This is a genomic window from Vibrio lentus (assembly GCF_030409755.1).
GTDB lineage: Bacteria > Pseudomonadota > Gammaproteobacteria > Enterobacterales > Vibrionaceae > Vibrio > Vibrio lentus.
On record NZ_JAUFQE010000002.1, the window covers coordinates 2,795,907 to 2,814,217 of the forward strand.

20 protein-coding genes are annotated in these 18,311 nt (G+C 44.6%); 12 read left to right on the top strand and 8 right to left on the bottom strand.

From position 1 onward, the window contains the following. Window positions 1-5 precede the first annotated feature (5 nt). Complete coding sequence (rraA, locus tag QWZ07_RS21070; protein WP_102362930.1) at window positions 6-524, top strand: ribonuclease E activity regulator RraA; 519 nt, start codon at window positions 6-8, stop codon at window positions 522-524. Between the two features lie 110 nt (window positions 525-634). On the opposite strand, the gene zapB is transcribed toward rraA, so the two are convergent. Next, window positions 635-877 (bottom strand): cell division protein ZapB, encoded by a 243-nt coding sequence (gene zapB, locus QWZ07_RS21075; protein WP_017104626.1) that lies wholly within the window; start codon window positions 875-877, stop codon window positions 635-637. A gap of 324 nt (window positions 878-1,201) precedes the next feature. Between zapB and glpX the strand changes: the two genes are divergently transcribed. The 3 genes from glpX (at window position 1,202) to QWZ07_RS21090 (ending at window position 3,442) form a co-directional block, all read left to right on the top strand. Further along, entirely contained in the window at window positions 1,202-2,209 is a 1,008-nt protein-coding gene (gene glpX, locus QWZ07_RS21080; RefSeq protein WP_192853342.1) for a class II fructose-bisphosphatase, read from the top strand. A gap of 162 nt (window positions 2,210-2,371) precedes the next feature. After that, entirely contained in the window at window positions 2,372-2,992 is a 621-nt protein-coding gene (locus QWZ07_RS21085; RefSeq protein ID WP_192853341.1) for a helix-turn-helix transcriptional regulator, read from the top strand. A gap of 102 nt (window positions 2,993-3,094) precedes the next feature. Then, entirely contained in the window at window positions 3,095-3,442 is a 348-nt protein-coding gene (locus QWZ07_RS21090; protein ID WP_017104624.1) for a DUF3135 domain-containing protein, read from the top strand. Window positions 3,443-3,541: 99 nt separating this feature from the next. Here the strand turns inward: QWZ07_RS21090 and QWZ07_RS21095 are convergent, their stop codons facing one another. Both QWZ07_RS21095 and QWZ07_RS21100 read right to left on the bottom strand, forming a co-directional pair. Then, window positions 3,542-3,964 carry a DUF805 domain-containing protein gene (locus QWZ07_RS21095; protein WP_004729700.1) on the bottom strand — a complete coding sequence of 141 codons (423 nt, stop codon included), beginning with the start codon at window positions 3,962-3,964 and terminating at the stop codon, window positions 3,542-3,544. An 86-nt stretch (window positions 3,965-4,050) separates the two neighbouring features. Further along, entirely contained in the window at window positions 4,051-4,398 is a 348-nt protein-coding gene (locus QWZ07_RS21100) for a 5-carboxymethyl-2-hydroxymuconate Delta-isomerase (RefSeq protein WP_017077592.1), read from the bottom strand. A gap of 249 nt (window positions 4,399-4,647) precedes the next feature. On the opposite strand from QWZ07_RS21100, the gene tpiA reads away from it, so the two are divergent. Then, on the top strand, window positions 4,648-5,418 hold the full coding sequence (tpiA, locus tag QWZ07_RS21105; protein ID WP_012604968.1) for a triose-phosphate isomerase: 771 nt from the start codon (window positions 4,648-4,650) through the stop codon (window positions 5,416-5,418). A gap of 160 nt (window positions 5,419-5,578) precedes the next feature. Here tpiA and pfkA read toward each other — a convergent pair whose 3' ends face one another. The 3 genes from pfkA to QWZ07_RS21120 form a co-directional block, all read right to left on the bottom strand. Then, a complete protein-coding gene (gene pfkA / locus QWZ07_RS21110; RefSeq protein WP_029223212.1) occupies window positions 5,579-6,541 on the bottom strand; it encodes a 6-phosphofructokinase in 963 nt (320 codons plus the stop codon). 315 nt (window positions 6,542-6,856) lie between these two features. Further along, complete coding sequence (fieF, locus tag QWZ07_RS21115) at window positions 6,857-7,765, bottom strand: CDF family cation-efflux transporter FieF (RefSeq protein ID WP_029223213.1); 909 nt, start codon at window positions 7,763-7,765, stop codon at window positions 6,857-6,859. Window positions 7,766-7,929: 164 nt separating this feature from the next. Continuing rightward, the gene (locus QWZ07_RS21120; RefSeq protein WP_076668755.1) at window positions 7,930-8,439 is read right to left on the bottom strand and encodes a CpxP family protein; all 510 of its coding nucleotides are present in this window, start codon (window positions 8,437-8,439) and stop codon (window positions 7,930-7,932) included. Window positions 8,440-8,618: 179 nt separating this feature from the next. Here QWZ07_RS21120 and QWZ07_RS21125 point away from each other — a divergent pair, with 179 nt between their 5' ends. The 4 genes from QWZ07_RS21125 to trmL all read left to right on the top strand — a co-directional run bounded on the left by QWZ07_RS21125 (window position 8,619) and on the right by trmL (window position 11,941). After that, on the top strand, window positions 8,619-9,308 hold the full coding sequence (locus QWZ07_RS21125) for a response regulator (RefSeq protein WP_076668753.1): 690 nt from the start codon (window positions 8,619-8,621) through the stop codon (window positions 9,306-9,308). Beyond that, entirely contained in the window at window positions 9,308-10,687 is a 1,380-nt protein-coding gene (gene cpxA / locus QWZ07_RS21130; RefSeq protein ID WP_076668751.1) for an envelope stress sensor histidine kinase CpxA, read from the top strand. Before QWZ07_RS21125 ends, cpxA begins: the two co-directional genes overlap by 1 nt. A gap of 76 nt (window positions 10,688-10,763) precedes the next feature. After that, window positions 10,764-11,381 (top strand): superoxide dismutase, encoded by a 618-nt coding sequence (locus tag QWZ07_RS21135; RefSeq protein ID WP_102306782.1) that lies wholly within the window; start codon window positions 10,764-10,766, stop codon window positions 11,379-11,381. A gap of 80 nt (window positions 11,382-11,461) precedes the next feature. After that, window positions 11,462-11,941 carry a tRNA (uridine(34)/cytosine(34)/5-carboxymethylaminomethyluridine(34)-2'-O)-methyltransferase TrmL gene (trmL, locus tag QWZ07_RS21140; RefSeq protein ID WP_009844716.1) on the top strand — a complete coding sequence of 160 codons (480 nt, stop codon included), beginning with the start codon at window positions 11,462-11,464 and terminating at the stop codon, window positions 11,939-11,941. A gap of 203 nt (window positions 11,942-12,144) precedes the next feature. Here trmL and QWZ07_RS21145 read toward each other — a convergent pair whose 3' ends face one another. After that, complete coding sequence (locus tag QWZ07_RS21145) at window positions 12,145-12,669, bottom strand: FxsA family protein (RefSeq protein ID WP_017077583.1); 525 nt, start codon at window positions 12,667-12,669, stop codon at window positions 12,145-12,147. Between the two features lie 284 nt (window positions 12,670-12,953). On the opposite strand from QWZ07_RS21145, the gene aspA reads away from it, so the two are divergent. The 3 genes from aspA to QWZ07_RS21160 all read left to right on the top strand — a co-directional run bounded on the left by aspA (window position 12,954) and on the right by QWZ07_RS21160 (window position 17,852). Beyond that, window positions 12,954-14,405, top strand: a complete 1,452-nt coding sequence (gene aspA / locus QWZ07_RS21150) for an aspartate ammonia-lyase (protein ID WP_017083812.1) — start codon at window positions 12,954-12,956, stop codon at window positions 14,403-14,405. A gap of 180 nt (window positions 14,406-14,585) precedes the next feature. Next, the gene (locus QWZ07_RS21155; protein ID WP_017083813.1) at window positions 14,586-15,893 is read left to right on the top strand and encodes an anaerobic C4-dicarboxylate transporter; all 1,308 of its coding nucleotides are present in this window, start codon (window positions 14,586-14,588) and stop codon (window positions 15,891-15,893) included. Between the two features lie 510 nt (window positions 15,894-16,403). Next, entirely contained in the window at window positions 16,404-17,852 is a 1,449-nt protein-coding gene (locus tag QWZ07_RS21160; RefSeq protein WP_192853340.1) for a YfcC family protein, read from the top strand. Window positions 17,853-17,872: 20 nt separating this feature from the next. Here QWZ07_RS21160 and QWZ07_RS21165 read toward each other — a convergent pair whose 3' ends face one another. Further along, window positions 17,873-18,046 (bottom strand): arginine deiminase, encoded by a 174-nt coding sequence (locus tag QWZ07_RS21165; protein WP_241911094.1) that lies wholly within the window; start codon window positions 18,044-18,046, stop codon window positions 17,873-17,875. Window positions 18,047-18,311: the final 265 nt, after the last annotated feature.

Genomic DNA, 18,311 nt, shown 5'->3' on the forward strand with positions numbered 1-18,311 from the left:
TGCTAATGGAATACAACACTTCAGCACTGTGCGACATATATTTGGATCAAGTTGATGTCGTGGAGCCAATGTTCAGTAATTTCGGTGGACGAGCGTCATTCGCCGGACAGATCTCGACGATAAAATGCTTTGAAGACAACGCATTGATTCGGTCTGTATTAGAACAAGATGGTCTGGGGCGGGTGTTGTTGATCGATGGTGGCGGCTCACTAAGAAAAGCGCTGATCGATGCTGAAATGGCCCTACTTGCCGAAGACAATGAGTGGGAAGGTATTGTGGTTTACGGCTGCGTACGCGAAGTCGATGAGCTAGAAGACATGAACCTTGGCATTCAGGCTTTAGCGTCTATTCCCGTGGGTGCGAGCCAAGAAGGTGTGGGCGAATTAGACGTACCGGTCAACTTTGGCAGCGTCACTTTCTTACCGGAAGATTACCTCTACGCAGACAACACGGGCATCATTCTTTCTGCTGAGCCTTTGGATGTTGAGCTTGATTTGGATGTTGAGGAAGAAGAGGTCGAGTAGCTCACTCAGCTTCAAATAATTAAAAAACCATAAGAACACAAAGCATAATAATACAAACAAAAACGCCCGCTACTCAGTAGCGGGCGTTTTTTTTAAATCTGAAGAGTCAATTACTCAACGTCATCCATTTTACCTAGAAGGTTACGGATGCGATCTTGCCATGCAGAGTGCTCTTCCTGCATTTGCTGAGTTTTTTGCTCTAGGTCGTGACGGCTTGCTTTTAGCTCACCAGCTTCTGTTGCTAGTGCTTCTTTCTCTTCTTTAAGCTCTTCCACTTCCATTTGAAGAAGTGCAATTGTATCTACTGCTGTTTGAATTTTTGCTTCTAGCTGCTCTAGTACTTCAAAAGACATTCTGGCCTACCTTTAAGTTATCCATTTGATGGTGAAGGTCTACTCCACTTATTTCCCCATTCTACTCAGCAGAGCAAGGATAAACACTCTATATATTCGATATTTTGCGCCATTCGATGAAAAAAACAGCGCTTTTTACCGAATATTGACGTGAATTATTACTAGCGCGACAACAGACTGATTATTTTGATGAATATTACCTGTTTTCACCTGCAAATTGATCGAGAGCAATCCCCCAAAAACAAAAAGGCAAACGTTTCCTTTGGGATATGGTAAAATTCGCCGCGAAATTTCTATTCCCCCTTTGAAAATTTTGGAGTCCGCATGAAACGCGATTTAGCAATGTCATTCTCTCGTGTCACTGAAGGTGCAGCGCTAGCTGGTTACAAGTGGCTTGGCCGCGGCGATAAAAACGCTGCAGATGGCGCTGCTGTAGAAGTAATGCGTAGCCTACTGAACAAAACCGAAATTAGCGGTGAGATCGTTATTGGCGAAGGTGAAATCGATGATGCACCTATGCTATACATCGGCGAAAACGTCGGTATTGGCGGTGATGCTGTAGATATCGCCGTTGACCCAATTGAAGGGACACGCATGACAGCAATGGGCCAATCAAATGCATTGGCGGTATTGGCTGCTGGCGAAAAAGGCAGCTTCCTTAAAGCGCCTGACATGTACATGGAGAAATTAGTTGTTGGCCCTGGCGCAAAAGGCGTGATTGACCTAGAACTGCCACTGACAGAAAACCTAGAAAACATTGCGAAAGCACTAGGTAAAACACTCGATACACTAGTAGTAACCACTCTTGCTAAACCACGTCATGATCAAGTAATTGCTGACATGCAGGCGATGGGCGTTCGTGTATTCGCAGTGCCAGATGGTGATGTTGCTGCTTCTATCCTAACGTGTATGCCAGACAGCGAAGTCGACGTAATGTACTGCATCGGTGGTGCTCCTGAAGGTGTCGTGTCAGCTGCGGTTATTCGCGCACTCGACGGCGACATGCACGCACGTCTGCTTCCTCGTCATGAAGTAAAAGGCAATACAGAAGAGAACCGCAAACACGGTGAGCTTGAATTAGAGCGTTGTGCGGAAATGGGCGTAACGGCGGGTATCGTATTGAAGATGGAAGACATGGCTCGTAGCGACAACGTTGTGTTCTCTGCAACGGGTATTACTAAGGGTGACCTGCTAGAAGGCATCACTCGTACAGGCAATATCGCAACCACAGAAACACTGCTTATCCGTGGCCGCTGTCGTACTATTCGTCGCATCAAGTCTATTCACTACCTAGAGCGTAAAGACCCAGAAGTGATTGGTCACATCCTGTAAACCTAAACTAGGTTCAACAGAACACACGAAGGCTGATACCAAGTATCAGCCTTTTGTTTTATTGGCCATCAAGAACCTGTGCATTTCACCTGCACCATAGTAAATGGTTTGCTTTATAAACACCTTGCCTCATAATAGTAAGGTTCATAAGGTAGAGATAGTATGAAAACAAGCGACAAAATCTTACAGACCATTAAGCGTCAAGGCGCGGTAACCGCGAAACAACTGTCAGAAGAATTTGGCATGACGACAATGGGTGCCAGACAGCACCTACAAAGTTTGGAAGATGACGGTATTCTTGCGTTTCATGACGTCAAAGTAAAAGTAGGTCGCCCAACTCGCCATTGGTCACTGACTCAGCAAGGTCATGGTCAATTTTCAGATCGACACGGTGAGCTCACTATTCAAGTGATAGATGCTGTCGAGAACCTGTTTGGTAAAGAGGGGCTAGCTAAAGTGGCCGCTGAACGTGAACAACACACGTTAAAGCAATATCAAACGGCCCTATCTGGCTGCGACAACCTGCTGAGTAAACTTGAAAAGCTAACCCAACTTCGAGAAGAAGAAGGGTATATGGCTGAACTTCAAGAGCAAGGCGATCACTACATCTTGATCGAAAACCACTGCCCTATCTGTAAGGCTGCAACTCGTTGCCCTAGCCTCTGCCAATCAGAACTCAATGTTTTCAAAGAATTACTCAAAGATGAATGTCATGTGATCCGCACTGAGCACATCATTACTGGCGAACGTCGTTGTACTTATACCCTAACGCCAAGTTACTAATACCGTCTCAATATTGAGAAAATAAAAATAGAACAAAATTTGTACAGATTTCTTTCTTAAGCTTAAAGCATATGAAACATGCTTAATTCTAAGGAAGGAAAGATGGGACATCCACAGCCAGATCAAAAACTGCCCCCCTTTGATGAACTTGTTCAACTCGCGAAAAGCGATCCGAAAGCATTCAATCAATTCAAACACGAGATGTGCGAACAGATGATCTGTTCGGCCTCTGAAACCATGCAAGACAGGCTTCGAGCCCAACAGAGCCACATAGACTTAGTGGTTAGTCGTTGTAAAAACCCGCATCATGCCAATGTCGTGCTGATGCAAGAATTAAGCTGCCAAGTGTGTAAGTTCCAAGATGCGCTTCAAGGTCGTTGCAGTTTTGAAGAGCCTCTGCCTGAAAATGTCGTGCCTTTTAGACCCAATACAGAACCAAAAATGTACTGAAAGCTAAAATGTATGAGTAAAAAACGCATTAAAAACAAAATGCCTTAGAACAAAAAAGGGAGCGCAATGCTCCCTTTTTACTGATGAATCATCCAATCTTTAAACTGGATCTTCACCGTAATCATTACGGCCTTCAGTGCCTTTCATCAAACCGCACTCTACCAAGATCCACAAACCACACACGAGTGCAGCAACCGTTGCCACCATGTGAATAGGCGATACTGGCTCTGTCGTAGTCGCAGCCATAGGTGATGCAAGTCGCCCGAGTACGAGCGGTACATTCAGCAATAGCCAGTAGTTCGACTTGTTGCGGTCATGCCAGCGCTTAGCGGTAACGGCAAGATCTGGAATAACAAGTAATAGAAGGAAGATTGGTAACAGGAGATAGGAGTATGCTGGGAACAAAACCGAGATACCGGTGGCAAAACCAGTAATCGCGATATAGTAGAAAATATTCCAAATCCAGTAAGTCTTACGACCAATTCTCCCTTTGAAAGAGAGCAGTAAATCTTTCATCGACATCTTAAATACTCAAAAAATTAATACGCTACCAAAAAGTTAGCAGCAAATAGTCAGTTAATCACTTTTAGTTAGTTGATTCTTTTAAGCTAATTCATCACTTTCTGAAAGCAACTTTTATCCATATCTCGTATGTTGACCGTTAGGCTACGGATATGGCTTGCCTGTTCTTGTAGGGTTTGCATCAACAAACGCGACAATTCTCTTTTCTGTTCTTCGGTACGTCCTGAAAGTAACTCGAAGCTAATATGAACAAAATCCACATTGTCCTCTTCATCACCGACCAACCAGTTATGACAGCGCAGTGAACGAGACTTCACAGAAGGTACATCAAACAAACCACAGTTTAATGTAACTTGATGAAGGTCTTCCAGTAAACCTTGGATATTCACTCGCTCATCCACTGAATTTGAGTACTCTAGAACTAGATTCGGCATTATTACTTCCTATTGTTAACGCAATCGTTTGTCCCTTAATAGCAACTAACGATGAAAAATCCGAGAAGTTAGCTATTATTCTGTCTGCCGGATCACTGATATTTGCTCAAAATCTACTCTGACCATTGAGTAAGATCCAAGAAAGTCATGACCACAGTCATGATCTGTTGATATTATTCTGTTATATTATTTCGTAATAAAGTTTACTTTTTCACATTCGATTTATTTAAATACTTTGGAGATATTCCTATGCGTCATCCTGTAGTTATGGGTAACTGGAAACTAAACGGCAGCAAAGAAATGGTTGTTGATCTACTAAACGGTCTTAACGCTGAACTTGAAGGCGTAACAGGCGTAGACGTAGCAGTTGCTCCACCAGCACTTTTCGTTGATCTTGCTGAGCGTACGCTTACTGAAGCGGGCAGCGCGATCATCCTAGGTGCTCAAAACTCTGACCTAAACAACAGCGGTGCATTCACTGGCGACATGTCTCCAGCAATGCTTAAAGAGTTCGGCGCATCTCACATCATCATCGGTCACTCTGAGCGTCGTGAATACCACGCTGAGTCTGACGAATTCGTTGCTAAGAAATTCGCATTCCTAAAAGAGAACGGCCTAACTCCAGTTCTTTGTATCGGTGAATCTGAAGCACAAAACGAAGCAGGCGAAACTGTTGCTGTATGTGCACGTCAACTTGACGCTGTTATCAACACTCAAGGTGTTGAAGCTCTTGAAGGCGCGATCATCGCTTACGAACCAATCTGGGCTATCGGTACTGGTAAAGCAGCTACAGCTGAAGATGCACAACGCATCCACGCTCAAATCCGTGCACACATCGCTGAGAAATCTGAAGATGTTGCTAAGAAAGTTGTTATCCAATACGGCGGTTCTGTTAAGCCAGAAAACGCAGCAGCTTACTTCGCACAACCAGACATCGACGGTGCTCTAGTTGGCGGCGCAGCGCTTGACGCGAAAAGCTTCGCAGCTATCGCTAAAGCAGCAGCTGAAGCAAAAGCTTAATTTAAACGTCACCGTTTAGATTGAATGAAAGGTCAACTTAGGTTGGCCTTTTTTATTGCCTGTCATTTGGAATTCAAGCTTCAAACCTAAACGGCAGGCACAAAAAAACCGCTGAACAATCAGCGGTTTTTAAATTCTTTAAGCGAACGCTAAGCGTGGCTTAGAACAACTCTTCTGCAACGCGGAACAGCTCAGAACGGTCTGGGTTCTGCATGTTCTCGATACAGTCGATGATGTCGTGGTGAACAAGTTCTTCTTTCTCGATACCAACACAACGACCACCGTGGCCTTCTTGAAGAAGGTGAACAGCGTAGTTACCCATGCGTGAAGCCAGTACACGGTCAAATGCAGTAGGACGACCACCACGTTGGATGTGACCAAGAACCGTTGCACGAGTTTCACGACCTGTTGAAGATTCGATCTCTTTAGCCAGTTCGTTAGCATCCATCATTAGCTCAGTTAGAGCGATGATTGCGTGCTTCTTACCTTTCGCAATTCCATCTTGGATATTGCTGATTAGCTGTTCTTTATCTAGGCCAGTCTCTGGAGTAATGATGTACTCACAACCGCCTGCGATTGCTGACATAAGCGTAAGGTCACCACAGTGACGGCCCATGATTTCAACAATAGAAATACGTTGGTGAGAAGAAGACGTGTCACGTAGACGGTCGATTGAATCAATAACTGTGTTAAGCGCAGTTAGGTAACCGATTGTGTAGTCAGTACCCGCGATATCGTTATCGATTGTGCCAGGAAGACCGATACATGGGTAACCCATTTCTGTCAGTTTCTTAGCGCCCATGTAAGAACCGTCGCCACCGATAACAACAAGTGCTTCGATACCGTGCTTCTTAAGGTTCTCGATGCCTTTCTCGCGAACTTTAACATCTTTGAATTCAGGGAAACGTGCAGAACCTAAAAAAGTACCGCCGCGGTTGATGACGTCAGATACGCTTGAACGGTCAAGCTTTTCAATACGGTCTTCAACAAGGCCTTGGTAGCCGTCGTAAATGCCGTAAACTTCAATGCCAACTGATAGTGCGGTACGAACTACGCCGCGTACTGCTGCGTTCATGCCTGGAGCGTCACCACCACTGGTCAAAACACCGATCTTCTTAATCATGCTCACCCTCGATTTTTGGGAATCTATTATTCAATTCTTTTGCTTGCCGATTGTATATCAACAAGATTTTAAATCTATATATGTGCTTTATGTTACATTTCCTCAATGGGAATAGCACTTAAATCGCGTAAATTTATGTAACATTTCTACTTCTGTAAGAGTATTACAGTTTTACTCAGTAACTTTGTTGATTCACATCAGAATCAACATTAATTGTTATGCGGTGGTTTTTGTATCACCAAAGAATTCGCAATTTTTACTCACTTTAGTTCAAAAGCCACCCACTTACCATTTGCGGGCTGCTTTTCCCACCTATTACCAAGAATGGAATTTCTGCTGCTTCTCCGGGCCAAACACCACCGAATACGGGTCTTGATGAATTAATACATCAGCATCAGGGAACACAGAGATAAGCTTGGCCTCCACTTCATCAGAAATGCGATGCGCTTCAATAAGTGGGATATTATCTTCCAATTCTAAATGCAGTTGGATAAAGCGAATCGGCCCCGAACGACGAGTTCGTAATTGATGCACACCCAGCACGCCTTCAATGCTCAATGATGTCTCTTTAATCTGTTTCAGCTCTTCATCTGGCAGCTTATGATCAAGCAGAGATTGCACCGCTTCCATCGCCATTTGGTAAGCGCTGTATAGGATGTAGATACCAATACCAATCGCGAACACCGAATCCGCCTGACCAATGCCAAACCAGCTCAACGCCAGTGCCAACATAATAGCGGCGTTCATATAGAGATCGGTCTGGTAGTGCAGTGAATCAGCCGCAATGGCTTGGCTACCGGTTTTGTTGACGACATGCTTTTGGAACCGAACTAAACCGAAGGTCATCACCATCGCGAATAAGCTGACATAGATACCAATTTCTGGGGAGTTCAGTTCGTGGGGTCTAAAGAAGCGCTCAATACCGTTAAGAATGAGGAAACAAGCAGAGCCTGAGATAAACATCGCCTGCGCTAATGCGGCAAGCGATTCAGCCTTACCATGACCAAAGGTATGTTCTTTGTCGGCGGGCTGGAGAGAGTAGCGAACCACGATAAGGTTGACGACAGAGGCCGCGATATCCAACATTGAATCCACGACGGAAGCCAACAGACTCACAGAACCTGTCACCCACCACGCTGCGACTTTCACTATCAATAAGATAGTGGCGATGGTTGTGGCTGCCCAAGCGGCGAGCGTAACTAAACGTGCGTATTCTTGTTTCATAATTTGGCTATAAAGTGACTGATAGCACAAAGTATAACCTGCAAACAATCAATTGAATATGACAGCTTGGATGTAAAACATTCATTTCTAGGGATCAAAAAAAGCGACACTCGGCCGCTTCTTTCTCAACACTGTCATTCAATCCGGCTTTCTCAAGCCATGAATTACTTGTCTTTGTTCATGCGTTTTTCCATTTTATCAGCACACTTAGTCATGCGCTCTTGTTGGATCTCTTTCAGTTGAGTCTTTTGCTCAGCCGTTAGTACGCTCATCATTTGGTGTTGTTTCTTAAGCATTGCTACGCGACGCTCAGTTTGCTTCTCAACCATTTGGCTTGCTAGGTCGTTTGCCGCCGCTTCATCAAAAGTATCCGCTAGAACTAAATCTTGAACTTTCTCTTGGTGCGCTTTCATTTTTGCCATTTTATCGGCTTTATTACCAGCGTGTTTTTCTTTCATCTCAGCACGATTCGCTTCGCGCATCTCTTTCAATTCTGTTTTTTGTGCATCAGTCAGGTCTAGTTGACGCATCACTTTCTTATCGAAGCCGCCACATTTACCGTGCATGCCTTTGTGGTCGCCTTTATCGCCGCCGCCATATGCGAATGCGCTTGCTGTACCTAACATTAGTGGAAGTGCCGCAGCTGCTAGTACAAGTTTCTTAGTCATTTTCATAATTGTTGCCTCAATTCGGTATAATAAGTCATGTGTTGCGTCTGTTTCTCAGCGCTTAGATATAGATTAGTCTTTCCCTCGTAAAGCGACGTTTAGAAAGCGTAAAGAATCGTAAAGAGTGAAAGTTGACGAATAATTAGCAGTATTATTAAAGTGAAATAACCAATTAAGGCTTCCCAATGGCGAACATTCTTCTTATTGATGACGACACCGAGTTAACCAGTTTACTTAAAGACATTCTGAGCTTTGAGGGCTTCACTGTTTCCGAAGCCAATGATGGCTATGCGGGGCTTGAGGCGATCAATGATGAGATAGATTTGATCCTATTGGATGTGATGATGCCGCGTCTTAATGGCATGGAAACCCTTAAGAAGCTGAGAGAAAATTGGGAAACACCGGTATTAATGCTGACCGCTAAAGGGGAAGAGATCGATCGTGTGATTGGCCTTGAGCTTGGCGCGGATGATTACTTACCAAAACCGTTTAGTGACCGTGAACTTCTCGCTCGTATTCGTGCCATCTTGCGTCGTACACAAACCGCGGCGGCACCTAAAGCAGCCAGTGATACCATTCAATACCAAGACATCGAAGTCTTCCCCGGCAAGCAAGAAGCTTACTGTAATGGTCAGCAAATCGATCTCACCACCACTGAGTTCGCCTTGCTAAGCCATCTAATCCAAAATCCGGGGCAAGTGATCACTAAAGAAGCATTGAGCTTAGATGTATTAGGTAAAAGGCTGGCAGCATTTGACCGTGCAATTGATATGCACATCTCTAATTTACGTAAGAAGATTCCAGAACGTAATGACGGCAAATCTCGCATCAAAACCTTACGTGGCCGTGGCTATTTATTGGTAGAGGAAGGTTAATGCGTATACCTAAAATCACTAGCTTATATGGACGTATCTTTGCCATCTTTTGGTTCACCATGTTACTGGTGCTTTTATCCGTGTTATCTCTACCGCACCTCGATCCTCGAGTGGCGCGAGATGTGCCCGCCGATCATCTCAATAAATTAGAGCGTATCGCTAAAATCACAGAAAAACGCTACGCCAAAGAACCGAATCTAGGCAAAATTGTTTTCCAACTTGAGGCTCCACGTAGCCGCAAGGATTCTCGTGCTCGTATCTATTTAACCGATCTTGAAGGTGCAGTCCTTACTTCGAAAAGGCATTCGGACTATAAACTTAAAGCGATTCGTAACTTTGTTACCTCTATTGATAACCCTGAGATGCCGAAACAAAAGCTTTACGGACATTACATGGTCGCTGGGCCTGTGCCGATTACACTCGCTGGTGAAGAACTGTTGATGTACGCCGGAGTGAAGTGGAATCAACCACCGCCATTTTTGCTACGACTGTTTGATAAGCCTCTACAGCTATTACTTGCCGTCATGCTGGCAAGTACCCCACTATTACTTTGGTTAGCTTGGGCATTGAGCCAACCTGCTCGTAGGCTTGAACGCGCAGCGCAACGTGTGGCGAAAGGCCAATTCGAGGTCGATCCAACACTCGAAAAAGGTACCTCAGAATTCAGACAAGCGGGTGAAAGCTTTAACCAAATGGTCGAAGCGGTAAACCAGATGATCTCAGGGCAACAACGCCTGCTCTCTGATATCTCACACGAACTGCGCTCACCATTGACTCGTCTGCGTATGGCCAATGCGCTAGCGATACGTAAACAAGGTGAAAGCCAAGAGTTAGAACGTATCGATATGGAAGCACAGCGATTAGAGCAGATGATCAGTGAACTACTGACACTCTCTCGCATGCAGGTCGACAGCCACATAACTCGTGAAGTTCAACCACTCTCAAGTCTATGGGAAGAGATATTAAAAGACGCAGAGTTTGAAGCCGAGCAGATGGGTAAATTACTGACGTTTTCAGAGATCCCAGATCGTTCTATTTCGGGTAATCCTAAGCTACTGATGAGTGCCTTAGACAATATTACGCGCAATGCCATCTACTACGGTAAAGACCAAGTCGATGTGCAATTCCATGTAGCCCAAGATCAGCTGACCATTCGCGTGAATGACAATGGCGATGGTGTGCCTGATGACGAACTCGATTCGATTTTCAGACCGTTCTATCGTGTTTCAACGGCGCGAGATCGTAACTCAGGCGGTACTGGACTTGGGTTAACCATTACTGAGAGCGCGATTCGCCAACACAGCGGAACCATCACAGCCAGTCGCAGCACATTGGGCGGACTACAGCTGGAAATTACCTTACCTATCCTACCGGTATAATACCCCCACAAAGATCGCAGTTGATAATGATTGCTATTATCATTATGGTAAATCCTCTAATTAAGGAGGATTTACCATGTCACACATTTTCCCTGCTCTACCCTACGCTTACGATGCCCTAGAACCTTACATTGATGCTAAGACGATGGAAGTGCATTACAGCAAGCACCATAGAACCTACTACGATAAGTTTGTTGCGGCTGTCTCTGGCAGCGAGCTAGAGCAACAGTCTCTGACCGAGATCTTCGCTAATATTTCTCAGCATAGCCCAGCGGTTCGTAACAATGGTGGTGGTTACTACAATCACATCTTGTATTGGAACTGCATGTCGCAAGATGGCGGTGGTGAACCGACGGGCGAACTTGGTGAGGCTATCAAAAGTACCTTCGGGGATTTCAAAGCGTTCCAAGAGTTGTTCGCACAAGCGGCAATCAATACCTTTGGTTCAGGCTTCGCTTGGTTGGTAGTAGAAGAAGGACAACTGAAGATCATCTCAACCTCAAACCAAGACAACCCGTGGATGGATACGGTTGCCAGCAACGGTGAGCCGATTCTTGCGCTCGATGTTTGGGAGCACGCCTACTACATCAGCTACCAAAACCGTCGCCCTGAGTACATCAATGCATGGTGGAACGTGGTGAATTGGAATGCAGTGTCAGCAAACTACGCACAAGCACTGGCGAATCAAGCATAAGCTGATGGTGGTGGTGAACTGTACTCACTCAGCTTGCCACCGTATACTCTGGCTATCTTTGAATATTCTTGTGAACCAACATGTTTGATATCGCTCTATACGAACCAGAAATTGCGCCCAATACGGGTAACATCATCCGCCTATGTGCTAACTGTGGCGCAAACCTGCACCTGATTGAGCCACTTGGCTTTGATTTTGAAGAGAAGAAAGTTCGTCGTGCTGGCTTGGATTACCACGACCTAGCGCGTGTTAAGCGTCACAAGAACCTAGAAGCCTTCCTTGAGTATCTAGAGAATGAACGCGAAGGTGATTTCCGCATCTTCGCTTGCACGACTAAAACGACAGGTCACCACGTTGATGCAAAATTCCAACAAGGTGATGTGTTGATGTTTGGCCCTGAGACACGTGGCCTGCCTGCTGAGTTCATCGAAAGCATGCCAATGGAACAACGCATTCGTATTCCAATGATGCCAGACGCGCGTAGCCTAAACCTATCTAACGCGGTTGCTATTATTGCATTCGAAGCATGGCGACAAATGGGCTTTGAAGGCGCGGTATAACCTAATCTCAGTAAATCAATCTCAGTAAATAACTGTTCACACGGCCTGTTACCTGCTCCTGCGAGTAATCGTAAATAGCAGGTAACATGCAATAAAAAAGGCTCTTACCATTATCACTTGCTTGCGAAGGATAAAGGTAAGAGCCTTTTCTGTTTTTCCCTCTATATAAAGAAGAGAGAAAGACAAAGAAGAGAAAAAACGGATTAGTTTAAGCGGTTACGATCGTTGTCGTCGTCTTTCTTCTCAAACTCACCTTCAAAGGTGTTGCCGTCTTTTGATTGGTCAGAGGGATCACGATTGAATGGGTCTTGTCCAAATGGACTCTGACCAAAACCAGCCTGTCCACCCGCATGGAAACCGCCAGACATATTGCTAACCACCATTTTTTCCATCATTTTCTTGGCAATCATCGCTCTTGGTGCTGGTAGCAATACCAACATACCGAGTGCGTCCGTCATAAAGCCCGGAGTCAGCAGCAATACACCTGCAACCGCAAGCATCACGCCTTCAAGAATCTGTTGTGCTGGCATTTCGCCTTGTTGTAGTCGACCTTGCACAGACATAAGTGTTTGAATGCCTTGGCTACGAACAAGCGATGCACCTACAAATGCAGTAATCAAAACTAACGCAATAGTTGGCCACAATCCTAAGAAGCCACCAACTTGAATAAATAGACCAATCTCAATGATAGGTACGAAGATAAACAGTAATAATAAGATAGGAAACACACGCCCTCCTTTGTTACTCCCAGTTTACGCTGAAAGCCCTATTAATCTCAAATTTATCCTGTAAATAAGCGTGTTTATTGACCGAGAATAACTTTGCAAAATATTGACGAAACAAAACCGAAAAAGGTGATCAACTTAATATTTTTATGCGCTAGGTACAGTATCATGTGCCACATAAGTCAGGACGGATTTATCAGCCCAATATTCTAGCGAACGGAGTATTTGCACACAGAATAGGCTAATAACTAACTATATAATCAGAATAATTCTCTAAGGATCCTGTTATGGCTAATCTATCAGAAGCTCAAGTTGAAGCTCCTCAAGCTACTCGTCTCGAAGAAGATCTACTAGGTCAACGTCATGTTCCGGCTGATGCTTACTACGGCATCCACACTCTACGCGCAGTTGAAAACTTCAACATCTCAAATGTAACGATCTCAGATGTACCTGAATTCGTTCGCGGTATGGTGATGACAAAGAAAGCAGCGGCTTTAGCAAACAAAGAGTTAGGTGTAATCCCAAGCGAAGTGGCTAAGTACATCATCGAAGCTTGTGACCTCATTCTAGACACTGGCAAGTGCATGGATCAGTTCCCATCGGATGTATTCCAAGGTGGTGCTGGTACTTCTGTAAACATGAATGCTAACGAAGTTGTGGCAAACGTGGCACTTGAACTTATGGGCAAAGAAAAAGGCCAATATGAGTTCATCAACCCGAATGACCATGTTAACCGCAGCCAATCAACTAACTGTGCTTACCCAACTGGTTTCCGTATCTCTGTGTACAACAGCGTTCGTAAACTGATTGACGCTATCGAGTACCTAAAAGGTGCATTCGAGCTTAAGAGCCAAGAATTCAATACAATCCTGAAGATGGGTCGTACTCAACTTCAAGATGCTGTTCCAATGACGGTTGGCCAAGAGTTCCACGCTTGGGCTGTAACCATCAATGAAGAAATCAAAAACCTAGAATACACTTCAAAGCTTCTTCTTGAAGTTAACCTAGGCGCAACGGCTATCGGTACAGGTCTGAACGCAGCACCGGGTTACCAAGGCCTAGCAGTGAAACACCTAGCAGAAGTAACGGGGTTAGAGTGTGTCGCGGCTGAAGATCTTATCGAAGCAACGTCTGACTGTGGCGCATACGTAATGACGCACGGTGCACTTAAACGTCTAGCGGTTAAACTGTCTAAGATCTGTAACGACTTACGTCTTCTTTCTTCAGGCCCACGCACTGGCTTCAACGAGCTAAACCTACCTGAACTGCAAGCGGGCTCTTCAATCATGCCTGCTAAAGTAAACCCAGTTGTACCTGAAGTAGTAAACCAAGTTTGCTTTAAAGTTCTAGGTAACGACAACACGGTTTCTTTCGCAGCAGAAGGTGGTCAGCTTCAACTGAACGTAATGGAACCTGTTATCGCACAAAGCATGTTTGAGTCTTTAGACATCCTAACAAACGCATGTGTGAACCTACGCGACAAGTGTGTAGACGGCATTACGGTGAACAAAGAAGTGTGTGAATCTCACGTATTTAACTCTATCGGTATCGTAACTTACCTAAACCCATACATTGGCCACCACGAAGGTGACATCGTTGGTAAGATTTGTGCGGAAACAGGTAAGAGTGTTCGTGATGTAGTTCTAGAGCGCGGTTTATTGAGCGAAGAAGAACTTGATGACATTTTCTCTGTTGAAAATCTGATGCATCCTCAGTATAAAGCTAAGCGCTACGAGTAAAGTTAGCGAGAAAGGGCTCCAAACGGAGCCCTTTTTTAGGCTCCAATACGGTTACCCATGATTATTTTGTGGATTTCCGTGGGTTGCGTTTTTGCTTAATTGAACCTAAACCATAGAACTATTATGTGAACATTCCAGCGGCGAATGTTCACATAATAAAATCTAAATGAGGTGTTACTTATGATTGCAGTAGAACTATTTGTCGTCCTGCTCTTTATCTTTTTGGGGGCCAGAATTGGCGGTATCGGTATTGGTTTTGCCGGTGGTGCTGGTGTTATTGCCCTTTCACTTATTCTTGGTGTTCCAACAAGCCAATCTTTCATCCCGATCGATGTAATCTTGATCATCATGTCGGTTATCACCGCAATTGCAGCAATGCAGGTTGCTGGCGGTATGGACTGGTTGGTGCAAATTGCAGAAAACTTTTTGCGTAAGCACCCTGAGCGCATCACCTTTTACGCGCCAATCGTGACCTTTGTAATGACATTGATGGCGGGTACTGGCCACACAGCATTCTCAACGCTTCCTGTAATCGCAGAAGTAGCGAAAGGCCAAGGCGTTCGTCCTTCTCGTCCACTGTCTATCGCAGTTGTAGCCTCTCAAATTGCTATCACAGCTTCGCCAATTTCGGCAGCGGTTGTGGCATTCGCAGCAATGCTGGCACCGTTTGGTGTTGATTACCTAACGCTATTAATGGTTTGTATTCCAACAACCTTCATCGCTTGTATGGTTGGTGCGGTTGTCGCGAACTACATGGGCTGCGAACTGAAAGACGATCCTGTTTACCAAGAGCGTCTAGAGAAAGGTCTAATCAAACTGGCAACAGAAGAGAAGCGCGAAATTCTACCAACAGCGAAGAGAGCGACTTACATCTTCCTAGCGGCGATTGGTTTCGTGGTTTGTTACGCAGCGGCTATCTCTAGCTCTGTTGGCCTAATTGAAAACCCAGCTCTGGGCCGTAACGAAGCAATCATGTCTGTGATGCTGGCAGCAGCTGCTGCAATTGTTATGTTCACTAAGATTGATGCAGCGAAGATTTCTTCAGCGCCAACATTCCGCTCTGGTATGACTGCGTGTGTATGTGTACTAGGTGTGGCTTGGTTAGGTTCAACGTTTGTAAACGCACACGTTGCTGAAATCAAAGACGTAGCCGGCGCTCTACTGGCTGACTACCCTTGGATGCTGGCTCTTGTTCTGTTCTTCGCTTCTATGCTGCTTTACTCTCAAGGCGCAACAACCGTTGCACTGATGCCTGCTGCTCTAGCGATTGGCGTAGCACCACTAACAGCCGTGGCTTCTTTTGCTGCGGTAAGTGCGCTGTTCGTACTTCCAACTTACCCTACGCTACTGGCAGCGGTTGAGATGGATGATACAGGCTCAACGCGTATTGGTAAGTATGTATTTAACCACCCATTCTTCATTCCTGGTGTGGCAACAATCAGTACAGCGGTAGCACTAGGCTTCGCATTCGGCGGTCTGTTTATCTAACATTCGCTGATGATTAAAACTTTAAAAGGAAGCTTCGGCTTCCTTTTTTGTTTTCTACTCAATGTGTTATTTGATACACATCAAATAACTATTATAAACTTTAAAACCCGCCTAAAAATAAAATTTGAATAAAATTCCAAGATTATTCAACCCAACTAATAACAACACTTACCAAATCAATCTCCCCTCGCTTTCATCTAATCCACATCGAATATTAATCCAAGCTAACTAACCAAAAAACCTTGCTGTTTTTATGCCATTTTCAAGCCATCTTATTGGCCACTATTTTTGTGAACAGCACCAAACTTAAATAGCTAGGTAAGGAATAAAATAACCGCAGCTAAATTAAATCTAACTTCATTTGGATCAGTAAATATAAAAACGAACTTAATTTAAATTCAGCAATTTTATATCGCTGGATACTTTATAAGCATCAGTATGTTTACAATCTATAAATCATTAGTCGCTAATTCACATCACTTTTATTTAAGATGATGTAAGGAGATAGCTATGACGACTCAGACAATACCAAGCGAGACAAAAAAGGGCGGCTTCTTTGCCAATTTTAAATTCCCTTCTGCCTACACCATTTTATTTATTCTTATTGCGTTCGTAGCGCTCCTTACCTGGATTGTTCCGGCAGGCCAATACGACCGAGCCATGAATGAAGAACTCGGTCGAGAAGTACCCGTAACCGGAACCTATCAAGCCGTAGAAGGTAACCCTCAAGGTGTGATTGACGTACTGCTTGCGCCTATTGACGGTTTCTACGACCACAATAGCTATGAAGCTGCGGCCATCGACGTTTCACTGTTTATTCTAATCATTGGTGGCTTCTTAGGGCTAGTAACCAAAACTGGTGCTATTGATGCCGGTATCGAACGTGTCACCGCCCGCCTAGAAGGGCGAGAAGAATTGATGATACCGATACTGATGGCGCTGTTTGCTGCTGGCGGTACCGTCTACGGCATGGCGGAAGAATCACTGCCATTCTATACGCTGCTAGTACCAGTAATGATGGCCGCTCGCTTTGACCCTCTAGTGGCAGCTGCCACTGTATTACTTGGCGCAGGGATTGGGGTGCTAGGTTCAACGATTAACCCATTCGCAACCGTTATTGCTGCCAACGCCTCTGGCATTCCATTTACCGACGGTATCGCGCTGCGTGTTGGTATGCTGATTATTGGTTGGGGTATTTGTGTCGCTTACGTTATGCGTTACGCAAGAATGGTTCAAGCCGACCCAACAACATCGATTGTCTACGACAAATACGAAGAGAACAAAGCACATTTCCTTGGTAACACGAGTGGTGAAAAACTTGAATTCACCGCAACTCGCAAACTGATTCTGACCATTTTTGGTGGCTCTTTCGCTGTGATGATTTACGGCGTATCCGTTGCAGGATGGTGGATGGCTGAGATCTCCGCGATGTTCTTAGCAGCAACAATCATCGTCGGTATTGTGTCTCGCATGAGCGAAGAAGAGTTTACCACTAGCTTCATTGACGGTGCTCGAGACCTATTGGGCGTAGCACTTATCATAGGTATCGCACGTGGTATTGTGGTGGTGATGGACCGCGGTATGATCACCGACACCATTCTGTTCTCTGCAGAACAAATGGTTACCGGGCTATCTTCGGTTATCTTTATTAACGTGATGTTCTTCTTAGAGATTCTATTGTCATTCTTAGTACCATCAACGTCTGGATTAGCGGTACTGACTATGCCAATCATGGCCCCATTGGCCGATTTTGCTGGCGTAGGTCGTGACCTCGTTATCACCGCGTACCAATCCGCCTCTGGCTTGGTGAACTTAATCACACCAACCTCTGCGGTAGTAATGGGTGGCTTGGCGATTGCTCGCGTCCCTTACGTGCGCTGGGTTAAGTGGGTAATGCCATTAATCGGTATCTTGATGGTGTTCTGCATCGTTGTACTAAGTATTGGTGCGCTTATCTAGACAGCCCTAACCAACAAACTTCAGATAACAAGCTTCATCTTCTCGTTCAAAGCCGCTTTCTTAGCGGCTTTTTTTGTCGCTATCGAATCCAACTCTAACCCGATCACCAAAACAACCTCACGAGCTGCACACGCTTCATTTAACGCCTCCCTATTACCTATCTCAGTAGCAAAGCTTAAACAAACAAAAACCACTTGCGACAAAGAGTAAGCCAACGCTTAAATATCAACATTAAGACTAATAAAACGCCAACTATTCTTCTCTCTTATATTTATACAAATATTTAGTCATTTATTATCGTTAATTATATTTAAAGTAATTTACGCAGTAATAACCAAAGAGGAAATAGTAGTGGTTTTTATAGAAAACCAGCTTAAAAAGCCCAATTATAAAGTGTGACCACAATAGCTTTATTCGCATTTAAATTGTTAAAGAATAATTAATTCTTCGTACAAAATT